Here is a 17,850-nt window from a genome sequence, read left to right on the forward strand (position 1 = left end):
ATAGCTTGGCTATTGCGAGGATTTGCAACGACGCAGACCGCCCGAAGCCACGCCCGCACACCCATGAGGAGATCGTGAACACGTTCTTAGAGCGTGAGCAACTGTGCTTGCACTACCAGCCGCAGGTCGATGCCAACACCGGCAAGATCTGGGCGTGGAGGCGTTGCTGCGCTGGCAGCATCCGAAGCTGGGTGCCGTCTCCCCGGCTGAATTTATTCCGATTGCAGAAAGCAGTGGCTTGATTTTGCCCATCGGTCAGTGGGTCATGGCCACAGCGGCCCAGCAGCTCAAAGCGTGGCGCGACAAAGGCTTGCTGCACTTGACCATGTCGGTGAACTTGTCGGCCCGGCAGTTTCACCAGCCCCAGCTGCCCGATTTGGTGCGCCAGGTGCTGGAGCAGGCCAACATCCCTGCCTAGGTCTTGGAGCTCGAACTCACCGAAAGCGCGGCCATGAGCGAGGTGATGGCCGTTGAGCAGACCGTGGCCGAACTGCAAAAGCTGGGCGTGCGCCTGTCGATTGATGACTTTGGCACCGGGTATGCATCGCTGACCCAGCTCAAGCGCCTGCCCACTTACAAGCTCAAAATTGACCAGTCTTTTGTGCGCGATATGGACAATGGCGATGCCGATAAAGCCATGGTCAATGCCATTGTGCGCATGGCCCAGGCCATGGGCTTGCGCATTACCGCCGAAGGGGTGGAGACCCAGGAGCAGCTGAAATTTCTGCAAGCCCTGGGCTGTGATGAAGCCCAGGGCTACTACTTCAGCCGCCCGCGCTTGCCCCATGAGCTGGAGCCATTTTTGTTGCAAGATAGCTGGAAAGCCTGCTAATCCTTTGGCCCATGCGCCGGTGTGGGCGCAGTGCGGGCGTTGCCCCGGTAAAATGCGTGGTTTCCCCAATGCTTCATTGCCGGGCCCCGTCTTGCACAGGGGCCGGGTGTGGTTCACCTGCGTTTTGCCCTTTTCTTTTCCACTTCCATTCTTTTTTGCCCATAGGCCGTCTTGTGACTTTGCATCTGACACAGTTTGAGGGCGCAAACGCCCTGAGCGCGTTTCGCAGCCAACAGCTTTTGACCGACCTGGTCGCCATTCACCCCAAAATCACCGGGATCACGGCCCGTTTTGTCCACTTGGTGGCGAGCCAAAGCGCCCCCGACAGTGCTTTGCAGCAGCGCTTGCAGGCCTTGCTGACGTATGGTGAGTCGGCCGCGGCGCCAGGGCAGGGCGATGCGGTGTTTGTCGTCACCCCGCGCCTGGGCACGATTTCGCCATGGGCCTCCAAGGCCACGGACATTGCCCGCAACTGCGGCCTGGACGTGTTCCGGATAGAGCGCATCACCGAATACGCCATCGCCCTGAAGGGCGGGCTGCTGGGGGGCAAGGCCGAGCTGTCCGCCGCGCAGCGCGAGCACATTGCCGCCTTGCTGCACGACCGCATGACCGAATCGGTGTTTGCCACCCGCGCTGAGGCCGAGCAGCTGTTCAGCACCCTGCAAGCTGCGCCGATGGAGTTCGTCGATGTGCTGGGCGGTGGCCGCGCCGCCCTGGAACGCGCCAATACTGCCTGGGGCCTGGCCCTGGCCGACGACGAAATTGACTACCTGGTCGATGCCTTCACCAAGCTGGGGCGCAACCCCACGGATGTAGAGCTGATGATGTTCGCCCAGGCCAATAGCGAACATTGCCGCCACAAAATCTTCAACGCCCAGTTCACCATCGACGGCGTGGCGCAGGAGAAATCGCTGTTTGGCATGATTCGCCACACCGAGGCCACCTCGCCCCAGCACACCATCGTGGCCTATGCCGACAACGCCTCCATCATGGAAGGCCATGAGGTCGAGCGTTTTATAGCCAAATACGATGGAAACGCAGAGCAGGCAAGCGCTCCTAGCTATCAAAAAGAAAAAGCCTTGCACCATGTGCTGATGAAGGTGGAAACGCACAACCACCCCACGGCCATCTCGCCCTTTCCCGGCGCATCGACCGGCGCGGGCGGCGAAATCCGCGACGAGGGCGCTACCGGCCGGGGCTCCAAGCCCAAGGCGGGGCTGACGGGCTTTACGGTGTCCAAACTCTGGGGCAGCGACGTGGGCAAACCGGCGCACATTGCCAGCCCCTTGCAGATCATGGTCGAAGGCCCGCTGGGCGGCGCAGCGTTCAACAACGAGTTTGGCCGCCCTAATTTGACCGGCTATTTCCGCGAGTACGAGCAGCAGGTGGGCGAGGTGGTGCGTGGCTACCACAAGCCCATCATGATTGCCGGCGGCCTGGGCGTGATTGAGGCGCAGCAGACCAAGAAAATCGCATTTCCCGCCGGCACGCTGCTCATCCAACTGGGCGGCCCCGGCATGCGCATTGGCATGGGCGGGGGCGCGGCCAGCTCCATGGCCACGGGCACCAATGCCGCCGAGCTGGATTTTGACTCGGTGCAGCGCGGCAACCCCGAGATCGAGCGCCGGGCGCAAGAGGTCATCAACCACTGCTGGCAGCAAGGCGCGGCCAACCCCATCCTGGCCATTCACGACGTGGGCGCGGGCGGCCTGTCCAACGCCTTCCCCGAGCTGACCAACGATGCCGGGCGCGGTGCCCGCTTTGACCTGCGGGCCGTGCAACTCGAAGAATCGGGCTTGGCACCCAAGGAAATCTGGAGCAACGAAAGCCAAGAGCGCTACGTGCTGGCGATTGCCCCTGAATCGCTGCCGCAGTTCCAGGCCTTCTGCGAGCGCGAGCGCTGCCCGTTTGCCGTCATCGGCGTGGCCACCGAACAGCGCCAACTGGTGCTGGAAGACACGGCGGTGGAGTCTGGCGACCAGAAATTCCCCGTCGATATGCCCATGGACGTGCTGCTGGGCAAGCCGCCCAAGATGGTCAAAGACGTGACCAGCGTGCAGCGCACCCTGCCGGCCATGGACCTGACCGGCGTACCGCTGGAAAAAGCCGTGATTGACGTGCTGGCCCACCCCACGGTGGCGAGCAAGCGCTTTTTGATCACCATTGGCGACCGCGCCGTGGGGGGCCTCACGCACCGCGACCAGATGGTGGGCCCCTGGCAGGTGCCGGTGGCCGATGTGGCCGTCACCCTGGCCGATTTCACCGGCTTCAAGGGTGAAGCCATGGCCATGGGCGAGCGCACCCCGCTGGCGGCCATCAACGCCCCGGCCTCGGGCCGCATGGCGGTGGCCGAAGCCATCACCAACATGCTGGCCGCGCCGATCGAACTGTCCAAAGTCAAGCTCTCGGCCAACTGGATGGCCGCGTGCGGCGAGCCGGGTGAAGATGCCGATCTGTACGCCACTGTCAAAGCCGTGGGCATGGAGCTGTGCCCGCAACTGGGCATTTCCATCCCTGTGGGCAAGGACAGCCTGTCCATGCGCACCCAATGGCAAGAGGACGGAGTGCTGAAAAAAGTCACCTCGCCCGTCAGCTTGATCATTACCGGCTTTGCCGCCATCGACGACGTGCGCGGCACGCTCACGCCGCAGCTCGATGCGCAGGAGCCGGACAGCTCGCTGGTCTTGATCGACCTGGGCCGGGGGCAAAACCGCATGGGTGGCTCCATCCTGGGGCAGGTGCTGGGCCAAAGCGGCAATACCACGCCCGACCTGGACAATGCCGACGATTTGAAGGCCCTGGTGGCCGCCGTAAACGCCTTGCGCCAGCAAGGCCTGATCTTGGCCTACCACGACCGGGGCGACGGCGGCCTGCTGGCCACGGTGGCCGAAATGGCCTTTGCCGGGCACGTTGGCGTGGCGCTGAACGTGGACATGCTGGTGACCGAAGGCGACGGCATTACCGATGGCCGCATGGATTCGGGCGAGGGCAAAAACTGGGGCCAGCAGATTGCCGGCCGCCGCGAAGACCTGACCCTGCGGGCCCTGTTCAACGAAGAACTGGGTGCGGTGCTGCAAATTCGCACCGCCGACCGCAGCCAAGTCATGCAGGTGCTGCGTGAGCATGGCCTGATTCAGTGCAGCCACATCATCGGTAAAACCCGCCCGGCCTCCAGCCCGGTGGACATGGGCAAGGGCGAGCTGCAAATCTGGCGCGATGCGCAAAAAGTCTTTGGGGCCAGCTTGGAAAACCTGCACCAGGTGTGGGATGCCGTGAGCTGGAAAATCGCCCAGCAACGCGACAACCCCGCCTGCGCCGACAGCGAACATGCCGCCGCTGGCGCGGCCAACGACCCCGGCATGCACGTGCACCTGACGTTCGACCCGCAGGACGACGTGGCCGCCCCCTACTTGAACCTGCAAGCCCAGCCGCGCGTGGCCATCCTGCGCGAGCAGGGCGTGAACTCGCAGGTGGAAATGGGCTTTGCCTTTGCCGCAGCCGGCTTTGATGCGGTGGATGTCCACATGAGCGACCTGCAAGCGGGGCGGGCGCACTTGCAAGACTTTGCGGGCATCGTTGCCTGCGGGGGCTTTAGCTACGGCGACACCCTGGGTGCGGGCATTGGCTGGGCGCGCTCCATCACCTTCAATGAACGCCTGTCCGAGCAGTTCCAGCAATTCTTTGGCCGGGGTGACACCTTTGCCCTGGGCGTGTGCAACGGCTGCCAGATGTTTGCCGAGCTGGCCGACATCATCCCCGGTGCCCAGGCTTGGCCGCGCTTCACCCAAAACCAAAGCCACCGCTTTGAGGCGCGTCTGTCCATGGTCGAAGTGCTGGACAGCCCCAGCATCTTCCTGCAAGGCATGGCGGGCAGCCGCCTGCCCATTGTTGTCTCGCACGGCGAGGGTTTTGCCAACTTTGCCGCACGCGGTAACGCCGATCAGGTGGTGCAGGCCATGCGCTATGTTGATAACCACGGCCAGCCCACCGAGGTCTATCCCTTCAACCCCAACGGCAGCGCCGGCGGCCTGACGGCGGTGACCACGGCCGACGGGCGCTTCACGGCCATGATGCCGCACCCCGAGCGCGTGTTCCGCAATATCCAAATGAGCTGGACCAGCGGCGACCCCAGCGCGGCCAGCCCCTGGATGCGCGTCTGGCGCAATGCCCGCAAGTGGTTGGGGTAAAAAAATAGTGGCCAGGATGGGCTACTAAAAAAAGAGCTTCTAACGCTTTATTGGTAAGCGTTAGAAGCTCTTTTACTACCGTGCGTGTGTGCGTGGTGCTTAGGCAAACAAATTGAGTTTGGTGCCCAAGTTGCCATACGCGGCCAACTGGGGTTGCAGCAGCGCCATCTGGGTGGCGCTGGGCGCGGTCACCATTTTGACGGTGGGTTCCTCTTGCGGTGCGCGGCGGCGCAGCTCTTGCAAGGTAATGGCATCGGTAGTGTGGTTTTGGGCCCAGGCCGTGCTGGCATCGCGCAAGGCTCTGGCGTAACGAAGGTCCATAGCAGTGGCTCCAAAAGAGTGCGATGGGGCCACTGTAGGCGCAAGGTGGCCGGCTCAATCGGCGAAAAAACGGGGTGTTTGTGGCGGTTGGACGAAATGTTACAAAACTAAGGGGAATTACCAGTTCTTGATGCAAAGCAATATTGACCGTTTGACTCATGGGCCTAATACGCAGCACGGGGGCCGTCCCCGGATAACACTTGAAAACCTTTCACCATGATGAAGAAAACCCTGCTGGCTGCTGCCGCTTTGTGTGCACTGACTTCTGGCGCTGCCATGGCGCAAAACTACCCTCAAGATGGCAAATGGATGGTACGCGCCCGCGCTGTGCATTTGGATAGCGCTAACAAAGACAGCACTCCTTTGGATTTGTCGGTGAACAACAAGATGATTCCCGAGCTGGACATCTCCTACTTCTTCACCCCCAACTTTGCCGCTGAGCTGATCCTGACCTATCCGCAAAAGCATGATGTACGTGCTGGTGGTGCCAAGATCGGTAGCCTCAAGCATCTGCCCCCCACCTTGCTGGCCCAATACCACTTCACCCAGCTGGGCGCGTTCAAGCCCTACGTGGGCGTTGGTATTAACTACACCCGCTTTTCCAGCGTGAAGTTTGATCCTGCCGTTGACGCTGCCCTGAACCCTTCCGTGAAGAAAAACAGCTTTGGCCCAGCCCTGCAGATTGGTTTTGACTACGCGCTGGACAAAAACTGGTCGATCAACTTTGACGTGAAAAAGGTCTATATCAAGACTGATGTGCGTTCGTTCGGCACCAAAGTCGGTACTTTCAAGGTCGATCCCCTGCTGGTGGGCGTGGGCCTGGGCTACCGCTTCTAAGAACGCCCTTCCTGCTAAGACTCCAAGCAAAAACGCCACCTGCAAAGGTGGCTTTTTTTATAGCTGTTTACGCTTATTTTTAAAGGATTGAATGCTGTAATAGCCTTCAATCCTTTTGTTTATCAGCGCAGACTGCTCTTTTTTTAAACGGCTTGCAGGGCGCGGTTCAGGTCTTCCAGCAGGTCGTCGATGTGTTCAATGCCAATCGACAGGCGCACCATGCCCTCGGTCACGCCGGCCTTGGCCAGCTCTTCGGGGTTGAGCTGGCGGTGCGTGGTCGAGGCCGGATGCGTGGCCAGCGACTTGGCATCGCCAATGTTCACCAGGCGCAGGAAGAGCTGCAGCGCATCCAGGAAGCGGGCACCGGCGGCGCGCGCGTCTTCGCCGGGGGCGGTTTTCAGGCTGAACGACAAAATGCCCGAGGCCTTGCCACCCATCTGGCGCTGCACCAGAGCGTGGTCGGGGTGGTCGCTCAAGCCGGCGTAGCGCACCCATTCCACCTTGGGGTGGTTTTGCAGGGTTTCGGCAATTTTTTGGGCGTTTTCGCAGATGCGGTCCATGCGCAGGGGCAGGGTTTCAATGCCTTGCAGTGTCGCCCAGGCGTTGAAGGGCGACAGCGCCGCGCCCATGTTGCGCAGTGGCACCACGCGCGCGCGGGCGATGTAGGCGGCTGCGCCCAGGGCTTCGGTATAGACCACGCCGTGGTAGCTCACGTCCGGCTCGTTCAGGCGCTTGAAGCGCTCTTTGTGCTCGGCCCAGGGGAACTTGCCGCTATCGACGATGACACCGCCGATGCTGTTGCCGTGGCCGTTCATGTATTTGGTCAGGGCGTGGACGACGATGTCCGCACCATGCTCAAACGGGCGGCACAGGTAGGGGCTGGGCACGGTGTTATCGACGATCAGCGGCAGGCCATGGGCGTGGGCCACATCGGCCAGGGCGCGGATGTCGGTCACATTGCCCAGGGGGTTGCCAATCGATTCGCAGAACACGGCTTTGGTGCGCGCGTCGATCAGTTTGGCGAAGCTGGCCGGGTCGCGCGGATCGGCAAAGCGCACTTCGATGCCTTGCTGCGGGAAGGTGTGGGCAAACAGGTTGTAGGTGCCGCCGTACAGGGTGCTGGCGCTGATGATGTTGTCCCCGGTCTCGGCAATGGTCTGGATGGCAGCGGTAATGGCCGCCATGCCCGAGGCCATGGCCAGGGCACCGATGCCGCCTTCCAGCGCGGCCACGCGCTGCTCCAGCACGTCGGTGGTGGGGTTCATGATGCGGGTGTAGATGTTGCCGGCCACTTTCAGGTCGAACAGGTCGGCACCGTGCTGGGCGTTGTCGAAGGTGTACGAGGTGGTCTGGTACAGCGGCACAGCGGCCGAGCGGGTGGTGGGTTCGGTTTTATAGCCCGCGTGGACGGCCAGGGTTTCGAGGCGCATGGGATGTGTCTCCAAAAAAAGAAAAGGCAAAAATAAAAATGCCGGACAAGCGGCCGATTGTGAAGCAATTGGGCAGTTTGTCCGGCGTGGAGCACCTTCGCCGTTCAAGGGCAGGGGCAGGGGCAGGGGCGCTTGAGAACGTGTTTACAACCCCAGGGTCAGTTGCGCCTCTTCGCTCATCATGGAGCGCGTCCAGGGTGGGTCAAACACCAGGTTTACGGTGATGTCCTCGACCTTGGGCAGGGCCAGCACCTTGTCGCACACCTCGTTGGCAATGGCCTCGCCCATGCCGCAGCCGGGGGCGGTGAGGGTCATGTCGATTACCACCTGCACATCGCCGTGGGCATCAATGGGGGTGACTTCACAGCGATAAATCAGGCCCAGATCCACGATATTGACGGGGATTTCGGGGTCGTAGCAGGATTTCAGGGTTTCCCAAATCAGCGGCTCAATGTCGGCGGTAGAGACGTTCTCGGGCACGACGATGCTCTCAGGCGGCTCTTTACCAATGGCATCGGCATCGTCCCCGCGCAGGCGCACCAGCTGGCCTTCGACCACCAGGGTGAACGAGCTGCCCAGGGCCTGGGTGATTTGCGCCAGCTGTCCTTCCTGCAGTTCAAAAGGCTGGCCACTGGGAATGGTTTCCACGGTGACCGTGCGGCGGACCAAAACGTCTTCGCGTTGGCGGCGGTTCATCATGCAACGCCTCCTTCGGTGGCGGGGATGCCATCTTCGGTATTGGCCGCTTCTTGGTTGCCAGCAATGGCGTGCATCAGCGCGTGCCAGCCCAGCAGGGCGCATTTGATGCGGCTGGGGTATTGGCGCACGCCGGCCAGGCTGACCAGCTTGCCCAGCGGGGCTTCTTCGGGGTCTTCTTCGCCCGTCAGAACCGCGCGAAAGTGCTGTTGCAGCGCTTGGGCGAGGGCCACATCCTGGCCTTTGACCGCTTCGGTCATCATCGAGGTGGAGGCCATGCAGATGGCACAACCCTGGCCGCTGAAGCGGATGTCCTGCACGGTGTTGCCATCGAGCAGCAATTCGACGGCCACACGGTCGCCGCATGAGGGGTTGGTGCCCTGGGCCTGGTGGCTGGGGTGATCCAAGTGGCCGAAGTTGCGCGGGGCACGTTTGTGCTCCATCACCACTTCTTGGTAGAGATCGTTTTCTACAGAACTCATCGTAAAACTTTCAGTGCATGGGCGATGCCGTCGATCAGGCGGCTCACCTCGGCTGCGGTGTTGTATAGGGCAAATGAGGCACGGGTGGTTGGCCCCAGCCCAAAGTGGTTGTGCAGTGGTTCGGCGCAGTGGTGGCCGGTGCGCACGGCAATGCCGCGCTCGTCCAGCAGAGTGCCGATATCGTGCGGGTGCACATCCTGCACAACAAAAGAAACCAATGCCGCCTGTGGGGCCTGGGGGGCCAGGATGGTGATGCCGTCCAGCGCCTGCAAGCCCGCCACGGCCTGCGCGCGCAAAGCGTGAAGGTGCGCATCAATGCGGCTGCGGCCTATCTGGTCGATAAAGCGGGCGGCCGCGGCCAGGCCGACGGCCCCAGTGACATTGGGGGTGCCGCCTTCCAGGCGGGTGGGCACGGCGGCATAACCGGCGCGGTCGTATTCGACCCACTCGACCATGTCACCACCCAGGCGCAGGGGGTATAAAAGTTCTAGCGCTTTGCGCTTACCAGCCAAGGCCCCGGTGCCCATTGGACCGTACATTTTGTGGCCAGAGAAGGCCATAAAGTCGGCATCCAGATCACGCAAATCAGGCATGGCGTGGCCGACGGCTTGGGCGGCATCGAGCACCGTCAGCGCCCCGGCTTGCTTGGCCAGGGTGAGCATGGCCTCGAAGGGCGGGCGCTCGCCAGTCGCGTTGGCCCCAGCGGTCAGGGCCAGCACGCGGGTGTGCGGCGTGATCAGGGCTTGCAGGTCGGCCAGGTGCAGGCGGCCTTGGGTATCGGGCATCAAAATGCGCAGCTTGGCCCCGGTCATGCGGGCCGCGTGTTGCCAGGGCACCAGGTTGGCGTGGTGCTCCAGGCCGCTGACGATGATTTCATCGCCCGGGCGCAGCCAGGCTTTGCCCGGCCCAGCCCCCCACAGGCCAAAGGCGACGGTGTTGAGCGCCTCGGTGGTGCCGCTGGTAAAGGCCAGTTCGTGCTCTTGGCCTGCGCCAATAAAGGCTTTCACCGTGCTGCGGGCGGCTTCAAAGGCATCGGTGGCGCGTTGGCTTAAGGTGTGTACCCCCCGGTGGATGTTGGCGCGGTCATGCTGCTCAAAATCGAGCATGGCCTGCTGCACCGGCAGCGGGGTTTGGGTGGTGGCGGCGTTGTCCAAATACGCCAGCGGCTGGCCCTTGACCTGCTGCTGCAGCACGGGAAACAGGCTGCGCAGCAGTTCGGGCTGGAGCAGGGCAGGGGCTTGGTCGGTCATGCGCTTTCCTGAAGGGTGGTGGCGGCCAGGTGGGCGTTGATGGCCTGGGGCAGCCAGTCGCCCTCGAGCCAGGCGCTCAAGAGGCTGCTGCTGGCCTCGCCTTCGCCATCGCTTTCGATGTTGGGCAGGGCGCGTTCGAGCAGGGCGCGGGCTTTGCCCTCGATGATCAGGCTGCGGGCGGTGTCGGGGGCCAGACCACGCTGCTGGGCGTAGAACAGGGCATCTTCCGGCAAGGCACCCCAGGTGGCCCCGTGCACGGCGGCAACCTGGTCGTGCAGGATTTCTAGGTGCGGGCGCAGGATCAGGCGCGGCTGGCCATCCAGCGCAATGCCCCACAGGCGCTGGTGCACGTTGGCATCGCGGGCACCGGGGGCAATGTAGGTGAAGGCATTGGCCACGCTGCGCGATTTGCCGCTGGCCAGGGCCAGCATTTGCACGTGGCTGTCGGTATCGGGCGCGTTGTGGCGGGTGTAGATCTGGTGGTCCACATTGTGCGTGCCCGTCAGCAGCAGGCCGGCGTGGCGCACGCAGGCACCGGGGCCATGCAGGTCGATATCGCTGCGCTGCAGTTGGTAGGCGCAGCCGCTGGTGCACAGGGCCTGGTGGTAGTGTGCGTGGCCTTGTACGTCCACATTTTGCGTGTGGGCCAGGTGGTCGGCGGTGCGCACATCGGCAATGCGCAGGTGCTGCAGCACCGCACCTTCACCCACGCGAATGTGCATGTGCAGGTTTTGCGTGATTTGCTGCAGATTGCCGCTGCGGCTGTGCGTGTGCAGCAGCAGGCAGCGGGCGCCGGGGGCCACGTCTAGCACCACCAAGGGTGCATCCACGGCGGTATGGGCTGTGTGGTGGATATGCAGGCGCACTGGGGCGGCATTGGCCCCGTTGGCGGCGACCTGGATGCGCAGCCCTTGGCGGCACAGGGCGCGGTGCGCCCAGGCAAAGGGGGCGGCCTCGCCCTGGGGGGCGGGCAGGTCGGCAAACAGGGTGGCGCGTTCTGCGGCGTTCAGGGCGCTCAAGTGCTGCACTTGCACGCTGGCCGCGCCGTCTTGCACGGTGACTTGCCAGTCCTGGGTGCTGGCCACGGCGGCGGGCTCGGTGCCAAGCCAGGTCTCTAAGGCCGGTGGGGGCAGGTGGTGAAAGGCTTCGCTCTTGCGGGCAATCCAGCCGTGGGTTTGCAGCTGGGCTTGCGCTTGGGTGATGTCCAAAATCTCGCTCATGCCGGCTCCCTTAAGCCGTAGCGCGGGTAAAGCCGGTTTCGGCAATGCTGCGGGCCAGCTCCAGGCCACCGGTCTCGGCAATGCGGCCCTGGTCTAAGCGCAGCACTTGGTCGGGCTGCAGCGATTCAATCATTTGCAAATAGTGCGAGACGACGATAAAGGCCGTGCCTTGGGCCCGCATGCGCTGCACCAGCTCGACCACGGCACGCACGCCGTCCACGTCCAGGCCGGAGTCGATTTCATCGAGCAGGGCCACGCGGGGGTTGAGCTGGGTCAGTTGCAGCAGCTCGTTGCGCTTGCGCTCGCCGCCGGAGAAGCCTTCATTGACGGGGCGATTGAGCATGGTGATGGGCATGCCCAAGGTTTTTGCCCCTTGTTTGGCACCGCTCAAAAAGTCAAACGCATCCAGTGGTGCTTCGCCCTTGGATTCGCGCACGGCATTCAAGGCGGTGCGGATGAACAGGTTGTTTTTGACGCCCGGAATATCGGGCGGTGATTGAAACGACAGGAAAAACCCGGTGCGGGCGCGCTCGTGGGCGGGTAGCTGGATCAGGTCTTTGCCGTCCAGAATGGCTTGCCCAGCGGTGACCTTGTAGTGCGGGTGGCCGGCCAAGGCCATGCCCAGGGTGCTTTTGCCACTGCCGTTGGCCCCCATCAGCACGGTGAGGCTGCCGGGTTGCACATCCAGCGTGATCGATTGCAGCACGGTGCGCTCGCCAATATCAACGCGCAGATCACGAACTTGTAAAACAGGGGTGCTCATAAATATCCTTAATTCTTTAATCTGATAGCTGCTGGCGCTTGTATTTAAAGCATTTCAGCATGGTTTATGTCTTTAATTGTTGTCTAGCCTACGGAGCCTTCTAGCGAAACTGAGAGCAAGGCCTTGGCCTCCAGGGCAAATTCCATGGGCAGCTCTTCGAGCACCGCCTGGCAAAAGCCGCCGACGATGAGCGAGGTGGCCTCTTCAGGATCAATGCCGCGCTGCTGGCAGTAAAACAGCCGCTCTTCCGAGATGCGGGTGGTGGTGGCCTCGTGCTCCACCATGGCATCGCTGCGGGCAGTATCGACATAGGGGAAGGTGTGGGCCCCGCACTCGCTGCCGATCAGCAGGGAATCGCATTGCGTATGGTTTTGCGCCCCTTCGGCCCCGGCGTTGATGCGCACCAGTCCGCGGTAGCTGTTGTGCGCCCGGCCCGCACTGATGCCTTTGGAGACAATGCGGCTGGTGGTGTTCTTGCCGATATGGATCATCTTGGTGCCCGTATCGGCTTGCTGGCGGTGGTTGGAGACGGCGATGGAATAGAACTCGCCGCTGGAGTTATCACCGCGCAGGATGCAGGAGGGGTATTTCCAGGTGATGGCCGAGCCGGTTTCAATCTGCGTCCAGGCAATGCGCGAGCGCTTGCCAGCGGCCAGGCCGCGCTTGGTCACAAAGTTGTAGATGCCGCCCACACCGTTTTCATCGCCGGGGTACCAGTTTTGCACGGTGGAGTATTTGATGTAGGCATCGTCGTGGGCGATCAGCTCGACCACGGCAGCGTGCAGCTGGTTTTCATCGCGCTGGGGGGCGGTGCAGCCTTCCAGGTAGCTCACTTCGCTGCCTTCTTCGGCAATGATCAGCGTGCGCTCGAACTGGCCGGTGCCCTGGGCGTTGATGCGAAAGTACGAGGACAGCTCCATCGGGCACTTCACGCCCTTGGGGATATAGACAAACGAGCCGTCGGAGAACACGGCCGAGTTCAGCGCTGCATAGTAGTTATCGGTTTGCGGCACCACGGTGCCCAGGTATTTCTCGATCAATTCGGGGTGGGTGTGTACTGCGTGCGAGAACGAGCAAAAAATCACGCCAACATCGGCCAATTGCTTGCGAAAAGTCGTGCCCACCGAGACCGAGTCGAACACGGCATCCACCGCCACACCGGCCAGCTTGGCGCGTTCGTGCAGCGGCACGCCCAGTTTTTCGTAGGTTTCCAGCAACTTGGGATCGACTTCATCTAGGCTCTTGGGCCGGTCTTTGAGCGACTTGGGGGCCGAGTAATACGACAGCGCTTGCAAATCAATCGGGCTGATTTGTAAGCGCGCCCATTCGGGCAATTCCATGCCTTGCCAGCGTTTTAATGCGGCCAAGCGCCAATTGAGCAAAAACTCTGGCTCTTTTTTGATGCGGGAGATGGCGCGAATCGTGTCCTCGTTCAAGCCAGGGGGCAGACTCTCGGACTCGACATCGGTCACAAAACCATGCTGGTAGGGACGCTGCAAGGCCTGGTTCAAAGCCTCTTCCTGGGGCTTGTCCGGGCTGATGGGGGAGGTCATGTCTGGAGAAGATGCCATGGAGTTGTACTTTATAAAATAAACATGAATATCATATGTATCTTTGCAATCCTCTGTGCAAAGTTACCGGGAGCCCGCAATTTTTTTATGGGGATTGCACAGGGCTGCACAAAAGGACTGGCCCCATGGTTTAAAAAATGAGCTAAAGCAGCCCATTTTAAAGAGGATAGGGGCATAGATTTTTTATCTAGACGAGGTCTGCACAAAGCACTTGCCTGTGCGCAAGTTGTATGGGCAAGGTTCCGATGATTTTCCATCGCCAAATGCAGTCTGTGATTAGTGCTGAGCGATAACCGCATCATGCATGAGACCTTTCCCGGCCTGCTCCTGAATATCCGCCAGTCTGGCTATCGCAATACGCATGGGGCAGTCGCTGCAGAAAAGGGATGTTTTTGGCCTTAGAAAAACAAAAAGGGCGCATAAATCAAGTCAAGCGGTTTGATTTTGCGCTGATGGCACATCGATTTGTTCTATGCTGGTGCCATCCATAGATTTCATTTAGGAGGTGCGTATGTTTAAACACATTTTGGTTCCGGTCGATGGTTCGGCCACTTCAATGCAGGCCGTTGGCAAGGCAGCCGGCTTGGCCAAGGCATTTGGCAGCGAGGTGACGGCGGTGTATGTGCTCGATCCTTATCCATTCACCGGTGTGGGGGCAGACTTTGCGTATGGTCAGGCTCAGTACCTGAGTGCTGCTACGGCCGAGGCCAACAAAGCCCTTGAAGACGTGAAAAAGCTTTTGGATGAAGCTGGCGTGTCCACTAAGACCTTGGTGGGTGAAGGCCATGCCATTCATGAAGGCGTGGTGCGCGTGGCAGAAAACGTTGGGGCTGACCTGATTGTGATGGGTTCGCACGGCCGCCGAGGGCTGGAAAAACTGGTGTTGGGCAGTGTTGCGCAACGCGTTTTGCAAGCTGCGCACATTCCGGTGCTGGTCGTGCGCTCGTAAGCGATCTGCGTGTTCCAGAAAAAACGGCCTGCAATGCAGGCCGTTTTGTTTTTTGGCACCAGTGCCTGGCGGCGGGCCAAGGTGTGGGATGGGCCCACATCTATTTAATTAAGCACGACGCGCTGGCCGCCCATGCGGATGGCTTGGCGCAGTGCTTGGGCGGCGCGTTGCAGGGTTTGTTGTGGTGTCTCTTGGGGTAGTTTTTGTACTACGCCAGCGCTCAGCGCCATGGCCAGGCAATCATCGGCGTAGAGCAGGGGGGTTTGTGCCAGTTCCTGCTGCAGCCGTGCCAGGGCTTGGCTGGCTTGGGGGGCGGCGCTGTCGGGGAAAATCAGCACCAGATTTTGTTCGCTAGAGCGGCCAATCGCATCTTGGGGGCGCAGCGTGCTGCGCGCAATTTGTACCAGGTGCCGTAGCGCCATTTCATGCGTTGCGTGCAGGCCATCGCCAACAGAGGGCAGGGGGCTGGTGGTTTCTTGTTCCGCAGGGGTTTGCACTTGCAGCACAGCAATGCTCAGGGGGCTGTTCAGGCGGGTGCTGCGGGCGGCTTCAGCCAAAAAGGTTTCTTGCAGGCCTTGGGTGTTGAGGGCTTCGGTGCTGGGATCGTGGCGGCTGGCATCTTGCATGCGCTGCAAGTTGTGGCTGAGTTGGTAGATTTGTTGTTCTTGCGCCAAGGCTTGCTCTTGCAAATCACGCATGGTGACAACGGCCTGCTTGCTTTCGCGGGCTAAGCGACTGCCTGAGGCGACGACGGCTTCCAGCAGCGGGGTGAGGGTGGGCAAATCAGGGGCTTGCTCGATTTTTTCGGCGTAATGGCTCAGCTGCTCCTGGTGCTGCTGGCTGTTGCCGCTCAGGTCTGCCATGTGCTGCGCGTATTGGGCCAGCAGCTCTTTAAAGCGGTTGTGGGCTTCTTCATGGCTGCTGTGCAGCTCAAAGTGGCGAAACAGCAGGCTTTTCAATTGGATTTGAATTTGTTGCAGCTGGGGCGCTGTCCAAGGGCTGGCAATGCCTTCTTTCAATTTTTCGGCCAGCCTCTGCAGCAACGGGTCTTGCGTGCTGATGGCGCGTAAATGCTCCACTGTCATACTCAACATCTGGGCAATTTGGTGCGCCCGCTGGGCCTGTTCTTGGCTGAGGAAGGACAGGCGAAAGCTGTAGTTTTGCAGCATTTGCTCCAGCGCCTGGGGCCGTGGTGGTGCTTGGCGCAAAAAATCGACCAGCTGTAGCGAAATCTCTTGCGTGCGCTGGTCTTCTGGGCCCAGAGCCCCCACCGTGTTTTCAATCAAGCGGGCCAGCTGCTCGGCCAAGCTGGCGGGCAGCACCTCGATCGGGGTGCTGGGGCAGGACAGCACCGTGGCTTGGGCGCTGCCGGTCAGCTCCAACTGGGCGTACTCGACCACGGCCGTTTGCAGTTGGAGCCAGTCTTTGGCTTCCACGGCTTGTAAAAAGGCCTGAGTGAGCTGTTTTTGCCGGGGGGTTTGAGAGGGCAGCAGCGTGCCAATGTGGCGCAAGCGCCGTTGAGGGAAAGCTTCTTGCGGGAGCAGGCCGGCCACTTCTTCATACACCGCTTGGTAATTCTCGGGGGTGGGCGGCAGACGGCGTTGGGCCAAAATTTGCAAGCTTTGGCGGGCAATTTCAGCAGGGGAGCGGGAGCGCATAACAGGTTGCAGCGAGGGCGTAAGGTAAAAGCACGGGGACAGGGGCAGCGGCAACCTACAATCGGCAGCCGGTATCTATTTAGCCAGACATGAAAATACTTATTTCTAACGACGATGGATTTCAAGCCCCTGGTATTGTGGCCCTGCACCAGGCCATTGCCCAAATTGAGGGGGTGCAAGTGGAGGTCGTGGCCCCTGAGCACAATAACAGTGCCAAATCCAATGCCTTGACTTTGAACGCGCCTTTGTACGTGCACCGTGCAGCCAATGGATTTCGGTATGTGAATGGTACGCCGGCCGATTGTGTGCACATTGCTTTGACGGGGCTGCTGGGCTATCGGCCTGATTTGGTGCTGTCCGGCATTAACAATGGCGCAAATATGGGCGATGACACCATTTATTCGGGCACCGTGGGTGCGGCGATGGAAGGTTTTTTGTTCGGCATTCCCGCAATTGCCTTTTCGCAAGTGGAAAGCGGCTGGGCCCACTTAGAGGCGGCGGCTGACAAAGCACGCGCCATGGTCGCGCAACTGCGCCAGCAGCAATTGGTGGGCAGTGCGCCGTGGTTGCTGAATGTCAATATTCCCAACCGCTCGCGCGATGCGCTGGGCGCTTTAAAGCTGTGCCGGCTGGGCCGCCGCCATGCCGCAGAGCCAGTGATTACCCAAATCAGCCCTCGGGGGGAGACGATGTACTGGATTGGCAGCGCAGGGGCCGCCAAGGATGAAGCCGAAGGCACCGATTTTCATGCTACGGCCCATGGCCATATCGCAGTCACCCCGCTGAAGGTCGATTTAACTGATTATCAAAATCTGGGCTATTGGGGGCAAACCGCCGCCCGATTGCAAACCGCTATGGAGAGCGTATGAGCGCTGCCCCTCCGCCGCCGCGCCGCCCGGGTTTTCCGGCCCGCTTGCCTTCATTGGGCCATGCCCAATCCTCCCCCTCGGTGCGTGCGGCGGCCCCGGCTGCGGCCCCGGCCTCTGGCTGGGGGTTGGATTCAGCCGCCGTGCGCCAGCGCATGGTGCAACGCTTGGCTGCCGGGGGGATTCAATCGCCCTTGGTTCTGCAGGCCATGGGGCAGGTGCCGCGCCATGGGTTTGTCGATAGCGCCTTGGTGGCCCAAGCGTATGAGGACACCAGCTTGCCCATTGGCTGGCAGCAAACCATCTCCAAACCCAGCGTGGTAGCCCGCATGATTGAGTTGCTGCTGGGTGCCCCGCTGGCCCAGCAGCACGGCTTGGGGCGGGTGCTGGAGATTGGCACCGGCTGCGGCTACCAGGCAGCGGTGCTGTCTCAAGTGGCGCGAGAGGTGTACTCGATCGAGCGGCTGCGCAATTTGCATGAAAAATCTCGTAGCAATCTGCGCCCGCTGCGCTTGGCAAACGTCCATTTATTACTGGGAGACGGCATGCTTGGCTATGCCCAAGGCGGCCCGTATGCGGGAATCATTTCTGCTGCGGGGGGACAAAGCCTGCCCCAGGCGTGGCGTGATCAGTTGGCGGTGGGAGGGCGCTTGGTGGCCCCTGTTGCGCAAGAAAATGGCCAACAAATGCTGCTGGTGCTTGAGCGCAGCGAACAGGGTTTTACAGAATCGGTATTAGAAGCAGTGCATTTTGTCCCCTTAAAATCCGGGGTTGCCTGAAAACAGGGA

14 protein-coding genes and 1 pseudogene are annotated in these 17,850 nt (G+C 61.2%); 6 read left to right on the forward strand and 9 right to left on the reverse strand.

Annotation, left to right across the window (positions count from 1 at the left end; translation table 11 throughout):
• Nucleotides 1-89: 89 nt before the first annotated feature.
• Nucleotides 90-832 (forward strand): annotated as a pseudogene (locus ACFO24_RS01095) (putative bifunctional diguanylate cyclase/phosphodiesterase); the annotation flags it as partial.
• Between the two features lie 173 nt (nucleotides 833-1,005).
• Nucleotides 1,006-5,019: a phosphoribosylformylglycinamidine synthase gene (purL, locus tag ACFO24_RS01100; protein WP_377736349.1), complete on the forward strand. Its 4,014-nt coding sequence runs from the start codon at nucleotides 1,006-1,008 to the stop codon at nucleotides 5,017-5,019.
• Nucleotides 5,020-5,118: 99 nt separating this feature from the next.
• Here the strand turns inward: purL and ACFO24_RS01105 are convergent, their stop codons facing one another.
• Complete coding sequence (locus ACFO24_RS01105) at nucleotides 5,119-5,340, reverse strand: hypothetical protein (protein WP_207575026.1); 222 nt, start codon at nucleotides 5,338-5,340, stop codon at nucleotides 5,119-5,121.
• A 219-nt stretch (nucleotides 5,341-5,559) separates the two neighbouring features.
• Here ACFO24_RS01105 and ACFO24_RS01110 point away from each other — a divergent pair, with 219 nt between their 5' ends.
• On the forward strand, nucleotides 5,560-6,177 hold the full coding sequence (locus tag ACFO24_RS01110) for an OmpW/AlkL family protein (RefSeq protein ID WP_377736414.1): 618 nt from the start codon (nucleotides 5,560-5,562) through the stop codon (nucleotides 6,175-6,177).
• 143 nt (nucleotides 6,178-6,320) lie between these two features.
• Here ACFO24_RS01110 and ACFO24_RS01115 read toward each other — a convergent pair whose 3' ends face one another.
• The 7 genes from ACFO24_RS01115 to sufB all read right to left on the reverse strand — a co-directional run bounded on the left by ACFO24_RS01115 (nucleotide 6,321) and on the right by sufB (nucleotide 13,571).
• On the reverse strand, nucleotides 6,321-7,607 hold the full coding sequence (locus ACFO24_RS01115; protein WP_377736351.1) for an O-acetylhomoserine aminocarboxypropyltransferase/cysteine synthase family protein: 1,287 nt from the start codon (nucleotides 7,605-7,607) through the stop codon (nucleotides 6,321-6,323).
• 144 nt (nucleotides 7,608-7,751) lie between these two features.
• On the reverse strand, nucleotides 7,752-8,306 hold the full coding sequence (sufT, locus tag ACFO24_RS01120; RefSeq protein ID WP_207575024.1) for a putative Fe-S cluster assembly protein SufT: 555 nt from the start codon (nucleotides 8,304-8,306) through the stop codon (nucleotides 7,752-7,754).
• On the reverse strand, nucleotides 8,303-8,785 hold the full coding sequence (gene sufU / locus ACFO24_RS01125; RefSeq protein WP_377736355.1) for a Fe-S cluster assembly sulfur transfer protein SufU: 483 nt from the start codon (nucleotides 8,783-8,785) through the stop codon (nucleotides 8,303-8,305). Before sufU ends, sufT begins: the two co-directional genes overlap by 4 nt.
• Nucleotides 8,782-10,035 carry an aminotransferase class V-fold PLP-dependent enzyme gene (locus tag ACFO24_RS01130; RefSeq protein WP_377736358.1) on the reverse strand — a complete coding sequence of 418 codons (1,254 nt, stop codon included), beginning with the start codon at nucleotides 10,033-10,035 and terminating at the stop codon, nucleotides 8,782-8,784. The genes sufU and ACFO24_RS01130 overlap by 4 nt, the downstream gene beginning before the upstream one ends.
• Nucleotides 10,032-11,255, reverse strand: coding sequence for a SufD family Fe-S cluster assembly protein (locus ACFO24_RS01135; RefSeq protein WP_377736361.1), 1,224 nt, complete (start codon nucleotides 11,253-11,255; stop codon nucleotides 10,032-10,034). Before ACFO24_RS01135 ends, ACFO24_RS01130 begins: the two co-directional genes overlap by 4 nt.
• 10 nt (nucleotides 11,256-11,265) lie before the next feature.
• Nucleotides 11,266-12,024, reverse strand: a complete 759-nt coding sequence (sufC, locus tag ACFO24_RS01140) for a Fe-S cluster assembly ATPase SufC (protein ID WP_207575080.1) — start codon at nucleotides 12,022-12,024, stop codon at nucleotides 11,266-11,268.
• A gap of 77 nt (nucleotides 12,025-12,101) precedes the next feature.
• Entirely contained in the window at nucleotides 12,102-13,571 is a 1,470-nt protein-coding gene (sufB, locus tag ACFO24_RS01145; RefSeq protein WP_377736415.1) for a Fe-S cluster assembly protein SufB, read from the reverse strand.
• 529 nt (nucleotides 13,572-14,100) lie between these two features.
• Here sufB and ACFO24_RS01150 point away from each other — a divergent pair.
• Nucleotides 14,101-14,538: a universal stress protein gene (locus ACFO24_RS01150; protein WP_207575019.1), complete on the forward strand. Its 438-nt coding sequence runs from the start codon at nucleotides 14,101-14,103 to the stop codon at nucleotides 14,536-14,538.
• Nucleotides 14,539-14,642: 104 nt separating this feature from the next.
• Here the strand turns inward: ACFO24_RS01150 and ACFO24_RS01155 are convergent, their stop codons facing one another.
• Nucleotides 14,643-16,196: a GGDEF domain-containing protein gene (locus ACFO24_RS01155; RefSeq protein ID WP_377736364.1), complete on the reverse strand. Its 1,554-nt coding sequence runs from the start codon at nucleotides 16,194-16,196 to the stop codon at nucleotides 14,643-14,645.
• A gap of 89 nt (nucleotides 16,197-16,285) precedes the next feature.
• On the opposite strand from ACFO24_RS01155, the gene surE reads away from it, so the two are divergent.
• Both surE and ACFO24_RS01165 read left to right on the forward strand, forming a co-directional pair.
• A complete protein-coding gene (surE, locus tag ACFO24_RS01160) occupies nucleotides 16,286-17,065 on the forward strand; it encodes a 5'/3'-nucleotidase SurE (protein ID WP_377736367.1) in 780 nt (259 codons plus the stop codon).
• Nucleotides 17,062-17,841 (forward strand): protein-L-isoaspartate(D-aspartate) O-methyltransferase, encoded by a 780-nt coding sequence (locus tag ACFO24_RS01165; RefSeq protein WP_377736369.1) that lies wholly within the window; start codon nucleotides 17,062-17,064, stop codon nucleotides 17,839-17,841. The genes surE and ACFO24_RS01165 overlap by 4 nt, the downstream gene beginning before the upstream one ends.
• Nucleotides 17,842-17,850 lie beyond the last annotated feature (9 nt).

Source organism: Comamonas denitrificans (genome assembly GCF_042654745.1).
GTDB classification, from domain to species: domain Bacteria; phylum Pseudomonadota; class Gammaproteobacteria; order Burkholderiales; family Burkholderiaceae_C; genus Comamonas; species Comamonas denitrificans.

Bases quoted from the DNA above. Each gene is read 5' to 3' on its own strand.
- ACFO24_RS01105 (WP_207575026.1), bottom strand. From the start codon at position 5,340: ATGGACCTTCGTTACGCCAGAGCCTTGCGCGATGCCAGCACGGCCTGG.
- ACFO24_RS01110 (WP_377736414.1), top strand. From the start codon at position 5,560: ATGAAGAAAACCCTGCTGGCTGCTGCCGCTTTGTGTGCACTGACTTCT.
- ACFO24_RS01115 (WP_377736351.1), bottom strand. From the start codon at position 7,607: ATGCGCCTCGAAACCCTGGCCGTCCACGCGGGCTATAAAACCGAACCC.
- sufT (WP_207575024.1), bottom strand. From the start codon at position 8,306: ATGATGAACCGCCGCCAACGCGAAGACGTTTTGGTCCGCCGCACGGTC.
- sufU (WP_377736355.1), bottom strand. From the start codon at position 8,785: ATGAGTTCTGTAGAAAACGATCTCTACCAAGAAGTGGTGATGGAGCAC.
- ACFO24_RS01130 (WP_377736358.1), bottom strand. From the start codon at position 10,035: ATGACCGACCAAGCCCCTGCCCTGCTCCAGCCCGAACTGCTGCGCAGC.
- ACFO24_RS01135 (WP_377736361.1), bottom strand. From the start codon at position 11,255: ATGAGCGAGATTTTGGACATCACCCAAGCGCAAGCCCAGCTGCAAACC.
- sufB (WP_377736415.1), bottom strand. From the start codon at position 13,571: ATGACCTCCCCCATCAGCCCGGACAAGCCCCAGGAAGAGGCTTTGAAC.
- ACFO24_RS01150 (WP_207575019.1), top strand. From the start codon at position 14,101: ATGTTTAAACACATTTTGGTTCCGGTCGATGGTTCGGCCACTTCAATG.
- ACFO24_RS01155 (WP_377736364.1), bottom strand. From the start codon at position 16,196: ATGCGCTCCCGCTCCCCTGCTGAAATTGCCCGCCAAAGCTTGCAAATT.
- surE (WP_377736367.1), top strand. From the start codon at position 16,286: ATGAAAATACTTATTTCTAACGACGATGGATTTCAAGCCCCTGGTATT.
- ACFO24_RS01165 (WP_377736369.1), top strand. From the start codon at position 17,062: ATGAGCGCTGCCCCTCCGCCGCCGCGCCGCCCGGGTTTTCCGGCCCGC.